The organism is Solibacillus sp. FSL R7-0668 (genome assembly GCF_038006205.1).
Taxonomy (GTDB): Bacteria; Bacillota; Bacilli; order Bacillales_A; family Planococcaceae; genus Solibacillus.
Genome location: NZ_JBBOUU010000001.1, coordinates 947,521 through 966,965, shown reverse-complemented (window position 1 = coordinate 966,965; position 19,445 = coordinate 947,521). Strand labels below are relative to the sequence as shown.

Genomic DNA, 19,445 nt, shown 5'->3' with positions numbered 1-19,445 from the left:
CTTTTCGTTATCGATTATATATCATCCATACATTTTGCATGAATAGAGAGAAAATGGTATTTTTCAGTCCATTTCAATTTTGCACCGAAAAGAATTGACACTTCTTATAGTTACAGCATGGACGCTAAAAAATGGTATGATAAATACACAATGAATTTAACGAAACGAAAGAGGAATCAATAATGGCATTTGACGGATTATTTACACGTTCAATAAGCAAAGAATTACAAACACTCATATCTGGACGTATCACCAAAATTTACCAACCAAACGCGCTTGAAGTAGTCTTACAAATCCGCGCTGCTGGGGCAAATAAAAAACTATTATTTTCGATTCATCCTTCTTATTCTCGCGTACACATGACCGAGCAAACAATCGAAAACCCAGCAGACCCTCCGATGTTTTGCATGCTCTTACGTAAGCATATCGAGGGTGGCTTTATTTCGGACATCACACAGCAAGGCTTTGAGCGTGTTATTACATTTGATATCGACAGTAAAAACGAAATCGGGGATGCAGTAAAACGCAAGCTTGTGATTGAAATTATGGGGCGTCATAGTAACCTCCTATTAATTGATGCCGAGACTCATACGATTATTGATAGCTTGAAGCATCTACCGCCATCGGTAAATAGCTATCGTACGGTATTGCCCGGCCAAACGTATATTGAGCCACCTAAGCAGGACAAATTATCATTAACGAGTTTATCCGATGAAGAACTAAACCAAACATTTACGCAACAGCTAACAGCAAAGGAGCTAATTGAAAAATTCGCTGGCTTTTCACCATTACATGCCAACGAGCTTTTACATCGCTTAACGACAGAAGCGCCTGTGACAGCTGTGCGCCAATTGATGAATGAAATCGTCACAACCGCTCAACCAACATATGTGGAGCAAGACGGCAAAAGCTACTTCTCCCCAACCCATCTAACGCATCTACAGGGCACAGTGACACATTACAATACACTAGGCGAACTGCTCGATCGTGTCTTCTTTGCACGTGCAGCGCGTGACCGTGTCAAACAACAGGCGGGTGATTTAGAGCGTTGGCTACAAAACGAGTTAAATAAATTAAAGCTGAAACAAAAGAAATTACAAAAGGATTTCGAACGCGCACAAAATTTAGAGCAATACCAACTGTATGGGGAACTCCTAATGGCCAATCTTTACAATTTTGCAAAGGGCGCGGAATATGTAGATGTCGAAAACTATTACAGTGAAACAGCCGAAAAAGTACGTATTCCGATTAGCCCGCGTAAAACACCGATTGAAAATGCGCAAAGCTACTATACGAAATACAATAAAGCCAAAACAGCCCTTATCATGATTGAAGAGCAGCAGGCAAAAACAACGGATGATATCAACTATTTAGAAATGCTCGCGCAGCAAGTACAACAAGCCTCTCCAGCTGATATTGAAGAAATTCGTGAAGAACTTGCAGAGCAGGGGCTACTCCGTTTACGCCATGCAAAACGCAAAAAGAAACCGACAAAGCCTGAGCCTGAAAAGTTTATTTCTTCTACCGGTACAGCCATTTCGGTCGGGAAAAACAATAAGCAAAATGATTATTTAACATTTAAAATCGGCAAGCGCAACGAAATTTGGCTCCACACAAAGGATATTCCTGGCTCCCATGTTGTCATCCATTCCGAAAATCCGGATGAGACAACACTCAATGAAGCAGCGATGTTAAGTGCCTATTTCAGTAAGGCTCGTGAATCGGCCTCTGTTCCAGTAGACTACACAGAAATCCGTCATGTGAAAAAGCCCAATGGTTCAAAACCTGGATTTGTCATTTATTTTGAACAAAAAACTCTATTTGTCACACCTGATGAAGCCGTTGTCATGCAGCTTAAAAAGTAATAAAACGAGCGCACTCAGTTCCATTGAGTGCGCTCGTTCCCTTATTGCTTCATCGTTTTATTTTTTTGGTAGTTTACATGCCACGACAATGCTTTTTCTAAATCATGTGGCGTATGGGCATTTCCTGTTTTTTCAACCGCGCTATTGTAATACTCCCACAACGCTTCTTTAAAGTCTGGATGCACACAGTTTTCGATAATAGCTTTTACGCGCTCTTTGGGAGCCATTCCGCGTAAATCCGCAATCCCCTGCTCTGTCGCAATAACATCAACATCATGCTCTGTATGGTCATGATGGGCAACCATTGGCACGATAGAAGAAATATCGCCACCTTTTGCATAGGATTTTGTGACAAAAATTCCGATACGTGCATTACGCGTGAAATCTCCTGAACCGCCTAACCCGTTCATCATATGTGTTCCATTGACATGTGTTGAGTTCACATTACCATAAATATCCACTTCAAGTGCTGTATTAATCGCAATAATACCGATACGACGAATTACTTCAGGGTGGTTTGAAATTTCTTGCGGGCGCAATACTAAACGGTCCTTATAATGATCGATATTGCCATAAACTTTATTGCCACACTCTTCACTTAATGTTATCGAAGTACCAGAAGCGATTTTTACTTTGTTGGCATCAAGTAAATGGAATACCGCATCTTGTAACACTTCTGAATAAATTTCTAGCTCTTCAAACTCTGAATTTAAGAAGCCGTTCAATACCGCATTGGCTACGGAACCTACCCCTGACTGTAAAGGTAATAAGTTTTTCGGTAAGCGTCCAGCTTTAATTTCATCACGTAAAAACGTTAATAAATGCTGTGCGATTTGCTCTGTTTCTTCATCGGGCTGCACAATTAATGACGGCGCATCCTTAATCGTTGAATGAACAATGCCCTTAATTTTATTGATATCGACCGGAATCCCTGTCGTACCAATACGATCACTTGCTGTTAATAATGGGATTGGATCACGCTCGCCCTGTGGTCCTGGTAAATAAATATCATGAATGCCTTCTAAATTCGGCTGTTCTGGGTTTAATTCGATAATGACTTCCTTTGCCATTTGCACAATAATTGGCGTATTTCCAATTGAAGTTGTTGGAATAATCATGCCATCCTCGGTAATTGCAGTCGCTTCGACAATCGCGAAATCAATTGGTCCAAGAATGCCTTGACGAAATAATTCAGCATTATGTGATAAATGCATATCAGAATACAATACTTGTCCAGTATTAATTAATTTTCGGATTGCTGCATCGCCTTGATAAGGTGCACGCTTGCGAATAATACCTGCTTCGGCCATTAATTGGTCCACTTCTGGTCCAAGTGATGCCCCTGTATAAACATCAATTTGGAATTTTTCTTGCTTTGCCTTTTCAACAAGCGCTAATGGCACGGTTTTTGCATCCCCTGCACGTGTAAAGCCACTCATCCCAACAATCATACCATCTTGAATCCATGAAGCTGCTGTTTCAGCTGATACAATTTTCCCCTCTAGCCCGCTGTGACGAATTCTTGCATTTAATGTCGCATCCATTCCATTTTCCTCCTTTATTATTCCCTTTGTGATGTATACTCCCAACTTAGAGCACTGCCTCAAAAACGAAATAACTTGTATGTACGTATCATTTTTGTAGACATAACAATATTCTACATCAATAGAGAAAATACCTTCTTTAGAGAGAAAATAAAGTTACAACATTCTAAAATCGGATAATAATAGAAAGCAATTAACAGAAAAAAACCACCTAAGATCAACCTAGGTGGTTTCGATGTTCACATATTATTTAATTGGTGCGTCAGCTGTTAACTCAATTTCATGCCATTTCGTACCACCATCATACGAAGCGTCAAAGTTTTTAACACGCTTGTTGACTGGTAAGATTTCTGTACGGAAGTATGTTGGAACTGTTGTTGCTTCGTCGAACATATACTCTTCCCAAGCACGGAATGCATCCGCACGTACAGCTGGGTCAATCGCATCTTTCGAATCGATTGCAGCTAATAATGTTTGTAATTCTGGTGTTACATAACGGCTATAGTTGAATGCAGATGCTTCACCGTATAAGCCAAGTGGAGATGGGTTTGTACCAGTACCCCAAGCAGCCATGAACATATCGATTTCTGGATCATCTGCTTTTACTTTATCGTAGAAGCTGTTGAACTCGATTAAACGGCCAGTTGTTAACTGTACATCTAAGCCTACCTCTTTCCAGTTTTGACGGTAGTATTCTACGATTGCTTCGTCTGTATCTGAACCAGACATACCTGCCATCTTGATTGAGAATTTCTCACCTTTTGCGTCTTCACGAATGCCATCACCATCAACGTCTTTATAGCCAGCTTCATCTAATAAAGCTTTTGCTTTTTCTGGATCATAGTTATACCCAGATAACGTGTTGTCATGGAATGTCGAGAATGCTGGTGGAATTAAAGAAGTTGCACGAGAACGTAAGCCTTGGTAGAACTTCTCTGTTACCGATTCAACGTCCATCGCATAAGCGATTGCTTGACGTAATTGTTTATTATTCATTTTTGCATTTTCGTCAGTTACGTTTAAGCCAGTATCGCCTGCAGCAGAATCCCATTTACCTACTTTGAAGCCAAGGTAAGAGTATGCTAATTCAGGACGCGCTAAAATTGAAATGTTTTCTAAATCTTTAATCCCGTCGTATTGCGTTGTTTGGTAAGAAGATACCATATCATATTGACCTGTACGTAATGCTTCACCAATTGAAGTAGATGGTACTACTTGTAATACGACTTTATCTAATTTTGGAGCGCCTCTCCAGTAGTTTTCATTGGCAACATACTGTACAGACTCACCATCTACTAATTTATCTAATTTGAATGGCCCTAAAGTTACAGGATTTTTACGAACTGCTTCAGAAGAAATTAAATCCTTAACTGGAATATCCTTTAATTGATGTTTAGGTGCAGCATAGCCCCATAAACCGTCACCACCAGAATAAATTGCTGGTGATACTTTTGTCATTGAGATTTCTACTGTTTTATCATCGATTTTTTTAATACCAGAGATTGAATCTGCAGTACCTGCTTTATATTCCTTAGCACCGATGATGTTTTGGAAGTCGCCATCATAACGGATACCCGTATAATCTTTGTGACCAATGATTTCATAAGAATAAATGATGTCATCAGCAGTTAATGGTGTACCATCAGACCACTTCACATCATGTTGGATTGTTACGGTTACTTTGTTATTATCCGCATCAACATCTAATTTTGCGATACCTTCATCTGTGATTAAGAAGTCACCATCTGTATCGAAAATTGAGTTTGTCATGAAGTCCATAACATCTGCATCATATGCGTTTTCATATAATTCAGCTAATAAAACGCCCGAGAATGGAGAATCTGTTACTAAAGCGAATTGTAATGTACCACCATCGATTGCTTCCCCTTCATTTTCAACACTCATTGGTAATGTTGGTGATTCAGCAGTAGAACCGCCTTTGTCCGTTGTGTTTTCTTCAGTACCTGTGTCAGTAGTACCACCTGTAGGTTTTTCTGTTGTCTCTTTGTCGTCTCCACCACATGCAGCAAGTGCTAAAGCAGATGCGAATACTGTTGTAAGCATTAAGCCTTTCTTTTTCATCATTCGTTTTTCCTCCCTTTTTATCCTAAACGTTGTTTTGCGTCAGCTGCACGTCGTAACGCTTGACCGACATAATTTATACCAAGCATCATCACTAAAATTAAGATCGATGCAGGCAACCATACCCACCATTTACTCGATAAAATAATCGGGTTCATGGCATAACTTACTAAAGTTCCTAAACTTGGTGTTGATGGTGGTAATCCGAAACCTAAGAATGAAAGACCTGTTTCAATCCCTACGTTACCCGCGAAGCTAAGTGTCACTTCAACGATTAGTAGAGAACTTAAGTTTGGTAATAGCCCTTTAAACATGATCGCGAAATCACTTGTACCCATTGTTTTAGAGGCACTAATATAGTCACGACGTGCTTCCGACAGCGCTTTTGAACGCACAAGTCGGGCCGTCCCCATCCATTGAAATGCTGCGATAATAAAAATCAAATCCATAATGCCATATGACGGAATGATTGTTACAACTACGATAATGATCATTGTTGTTGGTAATGTGATGAAGAAATCAATAATACGCATGAAGAAGTTATCGATAAATCCACCATAATAGCCCATGATAATCCCAAGGGCAATCCCTACAAAGTTTGCAATAATTGTAATGGCCACCGCAATTAAAATGGAGTTTTTCGCACCGATGATTAACTGACCAAACATATCTCGTCCAGCCTCATCAGCCCCGAGTACATAACCATTAACTCCCGGCTCAGTGAAACGCTCTAATAATTGAATTTTCATTACAGCTGCTTGATCAATCACAAATGATAATACTAGAACGGCTACCATTAATAATACGATGAATATAAATGAGCCTAGTGCTAATTTATCCTTCTTAAACTCTCGCAAAATAACTTGAATACCAGTTGGCGGAGAGCTTTGAGATTCTAATTTTTCTACAGTTTGATCTTTTTTATTTTCCATGATTAAAATCACCTCTCCTTAGTCATTATTAATTAATTAGTCTATGCGAATTCGCGGATCGACAATACTTAAAATAATATCGGATAATAGACTACCTAATAATGCTAAGAAGCCATATAACATTACTAATGCTGTAATTACACTATAGTCACGGGCAGAAATTGATTCGATAAATAATTTCCCCATACCCGGATAGGCGAATACCGTTTCGATGAAAATCGAGCCACCAAGTAATCCAGTAATTGTGAATCCTAAAAAGGCTGCAATTGGTAACAATGAGTTACGGAAGATATGACGTGAGTACACTTTCTTCATCGGAATCCCTTTACTACGAGCTGTTTTTACGTAATCCATCGTTTTTGAATCGATAATTTCTGTACGTAAATATTGGATAACGCCTGTCGTACCTAATAATGCGTAAGTTCCTGCGGGCAATAGTAAATGATAGAATCTATTCCAGTAATATTCTAAAGTCCCTGGGTCGACACCAACATCAACCGTACCATTTGTTGGGAACCACATTAAACGATAACCAAAAACATAAACAAAGATTAATGATAATACGAACGTCGGAATCGCATAAGAAATAAAGCTGTATAGTACGATTGATTTATCTAAAAACGAATCTTGGTAACGTCCCGCTAATACACCTAGTGGAATTGCTAATGCATATAAGAAAATAACACTAAGTAATGATAGTAATAGCGTGTTCATTGCACGGTCACCAATAATATCTGCAACCGGTTTTTTAAATGTATAAGACTGACCAAAGTCGCCTTGTGCTGCATTGGCAATCCAGTTGTAGTACTGTACATACCACGGATCATAGAATCCCGCTTTAATACGTAATTCTTCAATTACGTTCGGGTCCGTTTCCGGTGTAATTAAACCTGTAAATGGATCCCCAGGCATTTGCTTCGCTAATATGAAGATTAGGAGACTTAAAATAAATAGCTGCGGAATCATGATTAACACACGACGGACGATTGTTTTCCACATACTAGACACGCTCCTTTTCATTTTCAGACATGGCTACTTTATGCGTATCTGAAACTGCTTTTAAAGGATATACTTTGCCATCCTTATCATAATATTTATGCTGCTCTTCACGATAAGCCGCCTCCACCTTTTGGCGCTCTAATTTACGCTCAATTCGTGTTTCTGGCTCAATATCAGGTATAGCAGATAAGAGACGGTTCGTATAAATATGCTGTGGATTATCGTAAATATCTTCACGTTTACCCGTTTCAACAAATCGACCTTTATACATGATTGAAATGTGGTCACACATATGACGCACTACCCCTAAATCATGTGAGATGAATAAGTAACTAATTCCATATTGCTCTTGAATATCCTTCATAAAGTTTAAAACTTGTGCTTGAACGGATAAATCAAGTGCCGATACTGGCTCATCGGCAATAATCATTTTCGGATTACATGCTACGGCACGCGCAATCCCTAATCGTTGCTTTTGACCACCAGAGAATTCATGTGGATATTTTAATAATACCTCTTCAGACATCCCGACAATCGCCAGTAATTCATTAATGCGTTTACGCTCTTCTTGCGGAGACAATTTCATAAAGTTACGAATTGGCTCTGCTAAAATATCTAATACACGTTTACGCGGATTCATACTAGAATGTGAATCTTGGAAAATCATTTGGATATCGCGGTTATAAGCTGAATCACGTTTACGGCGAGAGTTCGTTACATCTTGTCCTTCATAAATGATGCTACCATTTGTAATTTTCTCTAAACCAATAATCGCTTTACCTGTTGTCGATTTACCTGAACCAGACTCTCCAACTAAACCGTATGTTTTACCACGTTCAAATTCCATTGTGACACCGTCAACAGCGTATACATGGTCAACTACTGTATTGAAAAAGCCACCTCGGATAGGATAGTGAACCTTTAAATCTTTTACTTGCATGAAACTCATCGATTTATGCTCCCTTCCTCATCCTCAAAGTGGAATTCTTTCCAGCAAGTGCAGCGTACAAGATGCCCCGGTGCAATTTCATGAAGCTGTGGGTTTGCTTCATGTGCTGATGCTGGAATCCACGGAATACGTGGTGAAAAGCGACACCCTTCACGATCTAATTTCGTTAACGAAGGAACCATACCTTTAATGACTTCTAATTTCTCACTTTCACTATGGGATTGCGGAATCGAATTCAGTAATGATCTTGTATATGGATGCTTCGGATTTCTAAATAATTCTACTACCGGTGCTTCCTCGATTACTTGGCCAGCATACATTACAGCTACTCGGTCCGCTACTTCAGCAACGACCCCTAAGTCATGCGTAATTAAAATAATGCCTGATTGAATTTCATCTTGGAGCGATTTTAGTAAATCTAAAATTTGTGCTTGAATCGTTACGTCAAGTGCTGTTGTTGGTTCATCGGCAATGATGATTGCTGGCTTACCCGATAAAGCTATGGCAATCATGACACGTTGACGCATACCACCAGATAATTGGTGAGGGAATTGACGAGCAACGCGTTCTACATGCGGAATACCTACCTGATCTAATAACTCGAGTACGCGTTTCCCACGTTCTTGCTTCGTTAGTTTCGTATGATAAACTAACCCTTCCTCAATTTGCTCACCGATGCGCATTAATGGGTTTAATGCTGATAACGGATCTTGGAAAATGAAACCGATATCATTTCCTCGTAGTTTGTTAAATTGGTCTTCCGTTAAATTTACTAAGTTTTGATTGTTGTATAAAATTTCGCCTTCCACTTTTGTTGAAATCGAATTGTGTAAACCAACAATCGATGTCGCTAACGTACTTTTGCCACAACCAGATTCTCCCACGATAGCCAAAATCTCATTTTTGCGAAGCGTTAATGAAACATTGTCTACTGCTGGATAGTAAGTATCTTTAATTCTGAAGCTCGTACGTAAATTACGAATTGTTAATAATTCATTCGTCGTAGACATTAAATAATCGCTCCTTTCTTTATTCACCTAACCAACTCTGCTAATCTCGATCTATTATTTAGACTTCTCTAAAGCTCAAACTCAATTTTATGAATAATATGTAAATTATGGTTTCTAAATATAAATTATCCATAAATCTTTTTTAATGTCAATCATTAAACTTTCTAACTATTCTAATTTAACATTTTTCTCTCACTAATAGCAAACTATTCTTTAAAATTTAAATTTTCCGATAATTTAATCTAAAAATTAGGCTTAAATACGCAGTTTTGCTCAATTAAGTGAATAAAATCAACTAGCATTTTTTCAAGAAAGTTTAAAATCGAGTTAAAATATTAAACTTCAGTTTTAAAAAAACTGAATATTTTTATAAGGGAATTATATAACTATAATAAAAACGTGTAAAGTATATTTTTTTATACTTCACACGTTTTTGAATATTTTTAATATTTATTTAGTTTAATTTACCTTCTTTTAAATCTTTATGCCAATTTTTTAGGAAAGGAATTTGATTTTCTGAAATGGTACCAGATTCATTTGCTGCTTCAATTAAATAATCAAAATTTGTTAATGAAACATATTTCACGCCCGCAGCTTCAAAGGCTTCTTCTGCTTTTGGTAAATTGTACGTGTATACACATACAACACCAAGTACTTCACAGCCTGCTGCGCGCAATGCTTCTACCGCTGTAATCGAAGAACCACCTGTCGAAACAATATCTTCAACTACTACAACCTTTTGACCAGCTGCATATTTCCCTTCGATTTGGTTCCCACGGCCATGTTCCTTTGCCTTTGAACGCACATATACCATTGGTAATTCTAAAATATCCGACACCCAAGCTGCATGTGGTATACCAGCTGTTGCTGTACCCGCTACAACCTCACACTCTGCAAAATTTTCTTGAATTAAAGATGCTAGACCACTTGCTAATTGCTTACGGATTTTTGGATCCGAAATCGTTAATCGTGTATCACAATAAATTGGTGATTGAATTCCTGAAGCCCATGTGAAAAGATCCGTTGGGTTTAATTCAACAGCTCCTACTTGTAACATAGCATGTGCAATTTCTTTTTGTAATGACATTTTATTTTGCCTCCCATAATTTACAAACTTCTTTATATGCAGTAACAGGGTTAGGTGCACCTGTAATCGCACGCCCTACAACAATTAATGATGAGCCATCTTTTTTGGCTCCATCTGGCGTTGCAATACGCTTTTGATCATGCGCTTCTCCACCCAGCATACGAATACCCGGTGTGACACGTAAAAAGTCTTCTCCGCAAATTTCACGAATCGCATTTGCTTCATGTACAGAGCACACAACCCCATTAAGACCGGCCTGTTTCGTTAACTGTGCATAATGTAAAACCGATTCATTAAGCGTTAACGCAATTTTTTGCTCTTGTTGCATTTGCTGCTCTGTTGTTGATGTTAATTGTGTAACCGCAATTAACGCAGCACGTGATTTACCCGCTGGCGTTCCTGCCTCTAAGCCTTCAAGCGCGCCCTCCATCATTGGTCGTCCACCTGCAGCATGTACGTTGACTAAATCTACACCTAAGCGAGCTAAGCCCTTCATTGCCGATTTCACTGTATTTGGAATATCATGTAATTTTAAATCAAGGAAAATATCATGCCCTTGTTCTTTGACTTTCTCTACGATTGATGGACCTTCCTGCATATATAACTCCATCCCAATTTTAACGAATAACTTCTCATCAAATTGCGCTAAAAAGTTCATGACATCCTGTTCCCCAGGAAAGTCTAAAGCAATAATCGGTTTTGTATTTAACATTAGTGATGGCTCCTTCCGATAATTTCTGAAATATGCGTAACCCCTAATGCGTCTAATGTATTTGGCAATTCGTCAATAATCGTTGGACATACGAAGTGATCGACAAAGTTGGCAGTCCCAACCGCAACCGCTGAAGCACCTGCAGACATGAAATCAATGACGTCTTGTGCGCAAGTAACACCGCCCATACCAATAATCGGGATATTGACCGCTTTATACACGTCGTAAACCATACGAATGGCTACTGGTTTAATTGCCGGACCTGATAATCCACCTGTCCCATTGGCAATCACTGGTTTCCCTGTACGCTCATCTAAACGCATGCCAACAAGGGTATTAATCATCGTAATTCCGTCCGCGCCACCTGCTTCAACTGCTTTTGCAATATCGACAATATTCGTGACATTTGGTGATAATTTTACATAAACCGGCACACTTGAGGCTGCTTTTACAGCTGCTGTAAGCTCTTTTGCCGTTTCTGGGTCGGTACCAAATTGAATGCCCCCACATTTTACGTTCGGGCAAGAGATATTTAATTCTAATGCTTTCACGTTCGGTGCTTTTGAAATACGTGCTGCAACTTCAACATAATCGGCTACTTCTGTTCCGGCAACATTGGCAATAATCGGCACATCATAGCCTTCTAAAAACTTTAGCTCCTCGCCCATTACTTTATCGATTCCAGGGTTTTGTAAGCCGATTGCATTTAACATTCCTGCTGATGTTTCTGCGACACGTGGTGTTGGATTCCCTTTGCGTGTTTCAACAGTTGTTGCTTTAATCATAATGGCGCCAAGCTTTGATAGATCATAAAGCTGCGCATACTCGCGACCAAATCCGAAGCAGCCTGAAGCTGGCATGATTGGATTTTTCAGTTCTAATCCTGGTAATTGTAAGTTTAAACGGCTCATAATGCCACAACTCCTTTCGGGAATACGGGCCCGTCTGAGCACACTTTGACGTAATCTTTTTCAATTTTATCTGTCGTATCACAAACACAGGCAAAGCAAGCACCAATGCCGCAGCCCATGCGCTCTTCAAATGATAAATAGCCTTCTTTTTCTGGATAGTATCCTTCTAATGCACGTAGCATCGGTAGTGGACCACATGAATAAAAGACGTCGAACTCTGGCTTTACTTCATCAAACACCGTTGTGACAAAGCCCTTTGTTCCTTTTGATCCATCCACTGTTGCATAGTATGTGTCCCCAAGTGCTGTGAACTGGTCTTCATAGAAGCATACATCCTCAGATTGGAAGCCTAGTACGTGGATTGTTTTCACACCGCGCGCATTCAACTGTTTTGATAGCTCATGTAATGGCGGTACACCAATTCCACCGCCTACTAATAATGCGGTTTGACCCGGCTGTGCCGCTTCAACCGGGAAGCCGTTACCGAGTGGGCCAAGTACATCCACGATTTGACCTTCACGATTTGTTGCTAAAAACTTCGTACCGCGCCCTTCCGCTCGGTAAATCATTGTAAATTCATTTTTTTCCTTATCGACATTGGCGATACTAATTGGACGACGTAATAAAGGCTCGAATGTATCCGACACTTTTACATGAACAAACTGGCCAGGCGTCATGTCCTGAACCAGTTGTCCTTGTAGTGTCAATTCGAAAATGTTCGTCGCAATTTGTGCCTGCGCAACTACTGTCATTTTCTCTTGACGCATCATATTAGTGTACTACCTCCGCTTTTGGCATTTCTTCTGCTGTAAATGTCATTGATTCAATTACACGTAACATCGCTTCTGCTGTATCTAGTGATGTTAAGCAAGGCACGCCATTTTCTACTGATTCACGACGGATACGGAAGCCATCACGCGCTGGCTGCTTACCTTTTGTTAATGTGTTGACAACGAATTGTGCTTCTCCGTTTTGGATCATATCTAATAATGTTTTGCCTTTGCCGCCGATTTTATCGACAACATCTGTTTTCACACCGTTTGCTTCAAATAGTTTTGCCGTACCTTCTGTTGCAACAATACGGTAACCAACTGTAGAGAAGCGTTTTGCTAGGCTTACTGCTTCTTCTTTATCTTTGTCAGATACTGTGAACAGGATTGTGCCATGTGTTTTAATTTCCATACCTGCAGCTACGAAGCCTTTATATAACGCTTTTTCGTAAGTCGCATCTTTCCCCATTACCTCACCTGTAGATTTCATTTCAGGCCCTAATGTAATGTCTACGCGACGTAATTTTGCAAATGAGAATACAGGTACTTTTACGAATACACCTTGTTTTTCAGGCGCTAAACCAGCTTGGTATCCTTGCTCTAAGATCGATTGTCCTAAAATCGCTTTTGTTGCGATGTTGGCCATTGGGATATTCGTAATTTTACTTAAGAACGGTACTGTACGTGAAGATCGTGGGTTGACTTCGATCACGTAAATATTGCCCTCGCTCATTACATATTGGATGTTCATTAAGCCGATAATGCCAAGGCCTTTTGCTAAACGTGTTGTGTAGTCAACAAGTGTTTCTTTTTGTGCATCCGTTAATTTTTGTGGTGGGTAGACAGAGATTGAGTCACCTGAGTGAACCCCTGCGCGTTCTACGTGTTCCATAATACCTGGGATTAACACGTTTTCACCATCACAGATCGCATCTACTTCGATTTCTTGTCCAGTTAAATAGCGGTCAACTAGTACCGGGTGATCTGGAGATGCTTCTACTGCGTGCTCCATATAGTGCACTAATTCATCCATATTATAGACAATTTCCATCGCACGTCCACCTAGTACATAAGATGGGCGAACTAATACTGGGAAGCCTAATTTTTCAGCAATGGCAACGGCACCTTGTACTGAAGTCGCTGTATCTCCTGGTGGTTGTGGAATCTCTAATTGCTGTAATGCTGCTTCGAATTTGTCGCGGTTTTCTGCACGATCGATATCTTCTAAAGATGTCCCTAAAATTTTCACGCCATTTGCTTCTAGTTTATCTGCTAAGTTAATCGCTGTTTGACCACCAAATTGGACTACGACACCGATTGGTTGCTCTAAATCGATAATGTGCATGACGTCTTCAATTGTTAATGGCTCGAAGTATAACTTATCTGAAATCGAGAAGTCTGTAGATACTGTTTCTGGATTTGAGTTAATAATAATTGCTTCATAGCCTGCCTCTTGTATTGCCCATACAGAGTGTACTGTTGCATAGTCGAACTCTACCCCTTGTCCGATACGGATTGGACCTGAACCTAGTACAACAACAGATGGTTTGTCTGTTTTGATTGATTCATTTTCCTCTTCGTATGTACCATAGAAGTATGGTGTGTTTGATTCGAATTCTGCTGCACATGTATCGACCATTTTGTACACTGGGATAATGCCGTTTTCTTTACGGAATGCGTATACTTCTGCTTCTGTCATTTCCCAAAGCTGTGCTACTTTTTTATCAGCAAAACCTAAACGTTTTGCTGTGCGTAATACGTCTTTGTTGCCTTTGTTTTCTGTTAAAGTCGTTTCCATATCGACGATTTTCTTTAATTTTGTTAAGAAGAATAAGTCGATTGCTGACCATTCATGAATTTGCTCTACTGTTACGCCGCGACGTAGGGCTTCTCCGATGAAGAATAAGCGCTCATCACCAGCTTTTTTAATACGCTTTTCGATCCACGCATCTGTTAAATCTTCTGCATGCTTCATTTCGATGTGTACATGACCCGTTTCTAATGAACGAACTGCCTTTAATAACGCTTCTTCAAATGTACGGCCAAGTGCCATTACTTCACCTGTTGCCTTCATTTGTGTGCCTAAGTTACGCTTTGCTGATTCGAATTTATCGAACGGCCAGCGTGGAATTTTCGCTACGATATAGTCAAGTGCTGGCTCGAAGCATGCGAATGTTGAACCTGTCACTGGGTTTTTGATTTCATCTAATGTTAAACCGACTGCAATTTTCGCCGCTAATTTTGCGATTGGGTAACCCGTTGCTTTTGACGCTAATGCTGAAGAACGAGATACACGTGGGTTTACTTCGATTACATAGTATTGGAATGAGTACGGGTCTAACGCTAATTGTACGTTACAGCCACCCTCGATTTTTAATGCACGGATAATATCTAGTGAGATATTACGTAGCATTTGATTTTCACGGTCCGATAATGTTTGTGTTGGTGCTACTACGATGGAGTCCCCTGTGTGAATACCTACTGGGTCGAAGTTTTCCATGTTACAAACAACGATGGCATTATCCGCTGCGTCACGCATTACTTCATACTCAATTTCTTTAAAGCCTGCAATTGATTTTTCAAGTAAGCATTGTGTTACTGGTGAATATTTTAAGCCGGATGTTACGATTTCTTGTAAGTCTTGGTCGTTGTAGCAAATACCGCCGCCTGTACCACCAAGCGTGAATGCTGGACGTACGATTACTGGATAACCGATTTTAGCAACGAAGTTTTTCGCTTCTTCCATATTGTGAATGATGTCAGACTCAGGAACTGGTGCACCTAATTCGTACATTAAGTTACGGAATAAATCACGGTCCTCCGCTTTATGAATTGCATCTAGCTTCGTCCCTAAAATTTCGATGCCTAGCTCATCTAAAATACCTGATTCATCCAGCTCGATTGCCATGTTTAAGCCTGTTTGACCACCTAATGTAGAAAGGATAGCATCTGGGCGCTCTTTACGTAAAATACGTGAAACGAATTCTAAAGAAATTGGCTCGATGTATACTTTATCCGCGATTTCTGTATCTGTCATAATTGTCGCTGGGTTTGAGTTAATTAAAATAACACGGTAGCCTTCCTCTTTTAATGAAAGACATGCTTGTGTTCCTGCATAGTCAAACTCTGCGGCTTGTCCGATAACAATTGGACCTGATCCGATTACTAAAATTGTATTTATATCTGTACGTTTAGGCATGTTGATTCTCCTTTGCTGCTTCTTTTTCCATCATTTCAATAAACTCGTCAAATAAGTGATTTGAATCTTCTGGACCAGGTGAAGCTTCTGGATGGTATTGTACTGTGAAGATTGGGAACTTTTTATGACGTACCCCTTCACATGTTCCGTCGTTTAATGCGACATGCGTTAATTCTAAATCTGTATCCTTTAATGATTCAATATCAATTGCATAGCCATGGTTTTGCGATGTTAAATCTGTGCGACCTGTACGTAAATCCTTTACAGGGTGATTGCCGCCACGGTGTCCGAATGGCAATTTGAATGATTTTGCACCACAAGCTAATGAGAACAATTGGTGGCCTAAGCAAATACCGAACATCGGTACTTTTCCGACTAATCCTTTAATCGTTTCAATTCCTTCTGTTACGTCCATTGGGTTCCCTGGCCCGTTTGAAAGCATAATGCCATCTGGATGCAACGCTAAAATTTGATCTGCTGTTGTGTTGTAAGGTACAACGATTACGTCACAATCACGCTTGTTTAATTCGCGTAAAATTCCGTGCTTCATACCGAAGTCTAGTAGTACAACACGCTTACCGCGACCTGGTGATGGGTATGCTGCTTTTGGAGATACTTCACGCACATGATGTGTAATGAAAGGCGTATCTTGAAGCTCTGCTACGATTTGATCTACATTTACCTCTGCATCTGCTGCTGTTAAAATTGCACGCACCGCACCTTTTGCACGGATAATACGTGTTAATTTACGCGTGTCAATGCCCTCGATACCCGGAATATTTTGTGATGTTAAATATTCGTTTAATGTCATATCTGAGCGCCAGTTCGAAGGTTGATCTGCTAATTCACGAACTACGAAGCCACGAATCGCTGGTGCAATCGCTTCAAAATCGTCACGGTTAATCCCGTAGTTCCCGATTAATGGGTATGTTAATGTTACGATTTGACCATAGAAAGAAGGGTCAGACAATGTTTCTTGATATCCTGTCATACCTGTTGTGAATACTACTTCCCCTTGGCTCGCCTCGTCGCTACCAAATGCTGTTCCTGTAAATACAGTACCGTCTTCTAAAATTAATAAACGCTTCTTCATTATTCCGCCTCCTGATATACGATGTTGCCTTCAAAAATCGTTACTACTGGCCAGCCTTTTGCTACCCAACCGTTGAATGGTGTGTTGCGTCCTTTTGATACGAAGCCTTCTGCATCAACTGTTTGTTCTTTTTCAAGGTCGATTAATACGATGTCCGCTGAAGCGCCTTCTGCTAATGTACCATAGGGTAAGTCAAAAATTTCAGCTGCCTTCACACTCATCCAATCCACTAATTGCTTTAATGTCCACTTCCCTGTTTCTACAAAGCTTGTATATAGTAATGGGAAGGCCGTTTCAAAGCCAACAATACCGAATGGTGCGCCCACCATGCCACAGCATTTTTCTTCTACTGTATGTGGTGCATGATCTGTTGCGATGCAGTCAATTGTTCCGTCTAATAATGCTGCGTGTAATGAATCTTTATCATCTAGTGCACGTAATGGTGGGTTCATTTTCCAGTTTGCATCATCTGATGGAATATCCATTTCTTCTAATAATAAATGGTGTGGACAAACCTCAGCTGTCACTTTAATACCGGCTGCCTTGGCATCACGCACCGCACGAACCGATTCTTTTGTTGATACGTGACAGACATGGTAGCGAGCACCTGCTGCCTCTGCTAATAAAACGTCACGTGCGATTTGCACAGATTCACAGATTGATGGAATCCCTGGTAAGCCCAGCTCTTTATTACGCGTCCCTTCATGCATGACGCCATCATAAATTAATGAGTTATCTTCACAGTGCGCGACAACTACTGCGTCTAGTTTTGCCGCTTGTTGCATTTGCTCATACATTGTTGACGCAAGCTGAATACCAACCCCATCATCTGAGAATGCTACTGCACCATTTGCTTTTAGCTCTGCCATATCTGTGCGCACTTCTCCTGAAATATCCTTAGTTAGCGAGCCATATGGTAATACGCGAATAACCGCGCTGTCTTTAATGAGTCCATTAATTAGTTGCATGTTTTCGATTGAATCTGGTACAGGTTTCGTATTTGGCATCGCGCAGATTGTAGTAAAGCCACCCTTTGCTGCGGAAGCGGTCCCTGTTGCAATCGTTTCCTTATGCTCAAAGCCCGGCTCACGTAAATGCGTATGCACATCGACAAAGCCTGGTGAAGCAAAGTGACCTTTTCCGTCAATTACTTCAGCTCCATTCGGAATATCCCCACCGATTGAAACAATTTTACCGTTCTCCATTATAATAGAAGAAACTACTAATTCACCTTGTTCGTTTAATAGCTTTACGTTTTGAAGTACTGTTGTCATTTATTCTCTTCCTTTCAAAATTGTTTCTACAATCGCCATTCGTGTGAACACGCCATTTCGAACTTGTTCAAAAATTCTTGATCGTTCACATTCAACTAGCTCGTCCGCGATTTCTACATCACGATTTACCGGTGCAGGGTGCATAATGATGGCACCGTCCTTCATTCGCTTTTCACGTGCTGGAGTTAAGCCAAATTCTTCATGATAACTTTCTTTTGAGAAGTTTTTACTTACTGAATGACGTTCGTGCTGAATACGCAACAGCATGATGACATCGCTATCTGTTAACACTTCATCCCAACTATGTGCTGCTTCAAAATCGCCTGCCCATGCTGGAGGACATAAGAATCGAATATTTGCCCCTAAACGCTTTAGTGCAGTCGCATTTGATTTTGCGACACGACTATGTGAAATATCACCGACAATTGTAATATTTAAACCTTCGAACTTGCCAAACTCTTTGCGAATCGTATAGAGGTCTAGCAAACTTTGTGATGGATGTTGACCCGCACCATCTCCCGCATTAATGACTGCACAAGTAATACCTTCTAATAATTCGTTGTAGTATTCATCTTCCTTATCGCGAATGACTACCGCATCGATCCCAATCATTTCTAATGTTTTGACCGTGTCGTACATCGTTTCGCCCTTTGTCGTACTTGAAAATCCTGCGTCAAATGGGATAACCGTACAACCTACGCGTCGTTCAGCCATTTCAAAGCTTGTTTTTGTACGTGTACTTGGTTCAAAGAAAAGATTGGCTACATTATACGAGCGCTTAAGCTGTGGCTCCATTCCATTTTCGAAGTCTTGTGCTCGATCTAAAATCGCTAGGATTTCCTCGTTCGATAAATATTCCATCGACAATAAATTTTTCATGCTCGCGCCTCCGATTTTGAAAATACATAACAGTTCGAATTGCATGTATTTTGGTTAATTCCATTATATTGTGAATATTTTAGTTATGCTTGCCTATTGTAAGACATTCATGTCCATTTTATGAATAAAAGCCTCGCAG

At 40.1% G+C, this 19,445-nt stretch carries 15 protein-coding genes; 1 reads left to right on the top strand and 14 read right to left on the bottom strand.

Translation table 11 applies throughout. The features are described 5' to 3' along the window. Positions 1–182: 182 nt before the first annotated feature. Complete coding sequence (locus MKX47_RS04435) at positions 183–1,865, top strand: Rqc2 family fibronectin-binding protein (RefSeq protein ID WP_340771559.1); 1,683 nt, start codon at positions 183–185, stop codon at positions 1,863–1,865. Between the two features lie 41 nt (positions 1,866–1,906). Here MKX47_RS04435 and MKX47_RS04430 read toward each other — a convergent pair whose 3' ends face one another. The 14 genes from MKX47_RS04430 to MKX47_RS04365 form a co-directional block, all read right to left on the bottom strand. Then, a complete protein-coding gene (locus MKX47_RS04430; RefSeq protein WP_340771558.1) occupies positions 1,907–3,409 on the bottom strand; it encodes a succinate CoA transferase in 1,503 nt (500 codons plus the stop codon). Positions 3,410–3,655: 246 nt separating this feature from the next. Further along, the gene (locus tag MKX47_RS04425) at positions 3,656–5,494 is read right to left on the bottom strand and encodes an oligopeptide ABC transporter substrate-binding protein (RefSeq protein ID WP_340771556.1); all 1,839 of its coding nucleotides are present in this window, start codon (positions 5,492–5,494) and stop codon (positions 3,656–3,658) included. A 17-nt stretch (positions 5,495–5,511) separates the two neighbouring features. Continuing rightward, complete coding sequence (locus MKX47_RS04420) at positions 5,512–6,423, bottom strand: ABC transporter permease (RefSeq protein WP_340771555.1); 912 nt, start codon at positions 6,421–6,423, stop codon at positions 5,512–5,514. A gap of 36 nt (positions 6,424–6,459) precedes the next feature. Continuing rightward, the gene (gene opp4B / locus MKX47_RS04415; protein WP_340771554.1) at positions 6,460–7,422 is read right to left on the bottom strand and encodes an oligopeptide ABC transporter permease; all 963 of its coding nucleotides are present in this window, start codon (positions 7,420–7,422) and stop codon (positions 6,460–6,462) included. A gap of 1 nt (position 7,423) precedes the next feature. Further along, positions 7,424–8,371 (bottom strand): ATP-binding cassette domain-containing protein, encoded by a 948-nt coding sequence (locus MKX47_RS04410; RefSeq protein WP_340771553.1) that lies wholly within the window; start codon positions 8,369–8,371, stop codon positions 7,424–7,426. Further along, positions 8,368–9,381, bottom strand: a complete 1,014-nt coding sequence (locus MKX47_RS04405; protein ID WP_340771552.1) for an ABC transporter ATP-binding protein — start codon at positions 9,379–9,381, stop codon at positions 8,368–8,370. Before MKX47_RS04405 ends, MKX47_RS04410 begins: the two co-directional genes overlap by 4 nt. A gap of 454 nt (positions 9,382–9,835) precedes the next feature. Further along, positions 9,836–10,468 (bottom strand): orotate phosphoribosyltransferase, encoded by a 633-nt coding sequence (gene pyrE, locus MKX47_RS04400; protein ID WP_340771550.1) that lies wholly within the window; start codon positions 10,466–10,468, stop codon positions 9,836–9,838. A gap of 1 nt (position 10,469) precedes the next feature. Beyond that, positions 10,470–11,180, bottom strand: coding sequence for an orotidine-5'-phosphate decarboxylase (pyrF, locus tag MKX47_RS04395; protein ID WP_340771548.1), 711 nt, complete (start codon positions 11,178–11,180; stop codon positions 10,470–10,472). Then, positions 11,180–12,091, bottom strand: coding sequence for a dihydroorotate dehydrogenase (locus tag MKX47_RS04390; protein WP_340771547.1), 912 nt, complete (start codon positions 12,089–12,091; stop codon positions 11,180–11,182). The genes pyrF and MKX47_RS04390 overlap by 1 nt, the downstream gene beginning before the upstream one ends. Beyond that, on the bottom strand, positions 12,088–12,861 hold the full coding sequence (locus tag MKX47_RS04385; protein WP_340771546.1) for a dihydroorotate dehydrogenase electron transfer subunit: 774 nt from the start codon (positions 12,859–12,861) through the stop codon (positions 12,088–12,090). Before MKX47_RS04385 ends, MKX47_RS04390 begins: the two co-directional genes overlap by 4 nt. 1 nt (position 12,862) lies before the next feature. Next, on the bottom strand, positions 12,863–16,060 hold the full coding sequence (carB, locus tag MKX47_RS04380) for a carbamoyl-phosphate synthase large subunit (protein ID WP_340771545.1): 3,198 nt from the start codon (positions 16,058–16,060) through the stop codon (positions 12,863–12,865). Then, on the bottom strand, positions 16,053–17,153 hold the full coding sequence (locus MKX47_RS04375) for a carbamoyl phosphate synthase small subunit (protein ID WP_340771544.1): 1,101 nt from the start codon (positions 17,151–17,153) through the stop codon (positions 16,053–16,055). Before MKX47_RS04375 ends, carB begins: the two co-directional genes overlap by 8 nt. Then, positions 17,153–18,427 carry a dihydroorotase gene (locus MKX47_RS04370; RefSeq protein WP_340771543.1) on the bottom strand — a complete coding sequence of 425 codons (1,275 nt, stop codon included), beginning with the start codon at positions 18,425–18,427 and terminating at the stop codon, positions 17,153–17,155. The genes MKX47_RS04375 and MKX47_RS04370 overlap by 1 nt, the downstream gene beginning before the upstream one ends. Next, complete coding sequence (locus MKX47_RS04365; RefSeq protein ID WP_340771542.1) at positions 18,428–19,306, bottom strand: aspartate carbamoyltransferase catalytic subunit; 879 nt, start codon at positions 19,304–19,306, stop codon at positions 18,428–18,430. Positions 19,307–19,445 lie beyond the last annotated feature (139 nt).

Excerpts from the sequence above, each read along its gene's own strand:
- MKX47_RS04435 (WP_340771559.1), top strand. The coding sequence starts at position 183 with ATGGCATTTGACGGATTATTTACACGTTCAATAAGCAAAGAATTACAA.
- MKX47_RS04430 (WP_340771558.1), bottom strand. The coding sequence starts at position 3,409 with ATGGATGCGACATTAAATGCAAGAATTCGTCACAGCGGGCTAGAGGGG.
- MKX47_RS04425 (WP_340771556.1), bottom strand. The coding sequence starts at position 5,494 with ATGATGAAAAAGAAAGGCTTAATGCTTACAACAGTATTCGCATCTGCT.
- MKX47_RS04420 (WP_340771555.1), bottom strand. The coding sequence starts at position 6,423 with ATGGAAAATAAAAAAGATCAAACTGTAGAAAAATTAGAATCTCAAAGC.
- opp4B (WP_340771554.1), bottom strand. The coding sequence starts at position 7,422 with ATGTGGAAAACAATCGTCCGTCGTGTGTTAATCATGATTCCGCAGCTA.
- MKX47_RS04410 (WP_340771553.1), bottom strand. The coding sequence starts at position 8,371 with ATGAGTTTCATGCAAGTAAAAGATTTAAAGGTTCACTATCCTATCCGA.
- MKX47_RS04405 (WP_340771552.1), bottom strand. The coding sequence starts at position 9,381 with ATGTCTACGACGAATGAATTATTAACAATTCGTAATTTACGTACGAGC.
- pyrE (WP_340771550.1), bottom strand. The coding sequence starts at position 10,468 with ATGTCATTACAAAAAGAAATTGCACATGCTATGTTACAAGTAGGAGCT.
- pyrF (WP_340771548.1), bottom strand. The coding sequence starts at position 11,180 with ATGTTAAATACAAAACCGATTATTGCTTTAGACTTTCCTGGGGAACAG.
- MKX47_RS04390 (WP_340771547.1), bottom strand. The coding sequence starts at position 12,091 with ATGAGCCGTTTAAACTTACAATTACCAGGATTAGAACTGAAAAATCCA.
- MKX47_RS04385 (WP_340771546.1), bottom strand. The coding sequence starts at position 12,861 with ATGATGCGTCAAGAGAAAATGACAGTAGTTGCGCAGGCACAAATTGCG.
- carB (WP_340771545.1), bottom strand. The coding sequence starts at position 16,060 with ATGCCTAAACGTACAGATATAAATACAATTTTAGTAATCGGATCAGGT.
- MKX47_RS04375 (WP_340771544.1), bottom strand. The coding sequence starts at position 17,153 with ATGAAGAAGCGTTTATTAATTTTAGAAGACGGTACTGTATTTACAGGA.
- MKX47_RS04370 (WP_340771543.1), bottom strand. The coding sequence starts at position 18,427 with ATGACAACAGTACTTCAAAACGTAAAGCTATTAAACGAACAAGGTGAA.
- MKX47_RS04365 (WP_340771542.1), bottom strand. The coding sequence starts at position 19,306 with ATGAAAAATTTATTGTCGATGGAATATTTATCGAACGAGGAAATCCTA.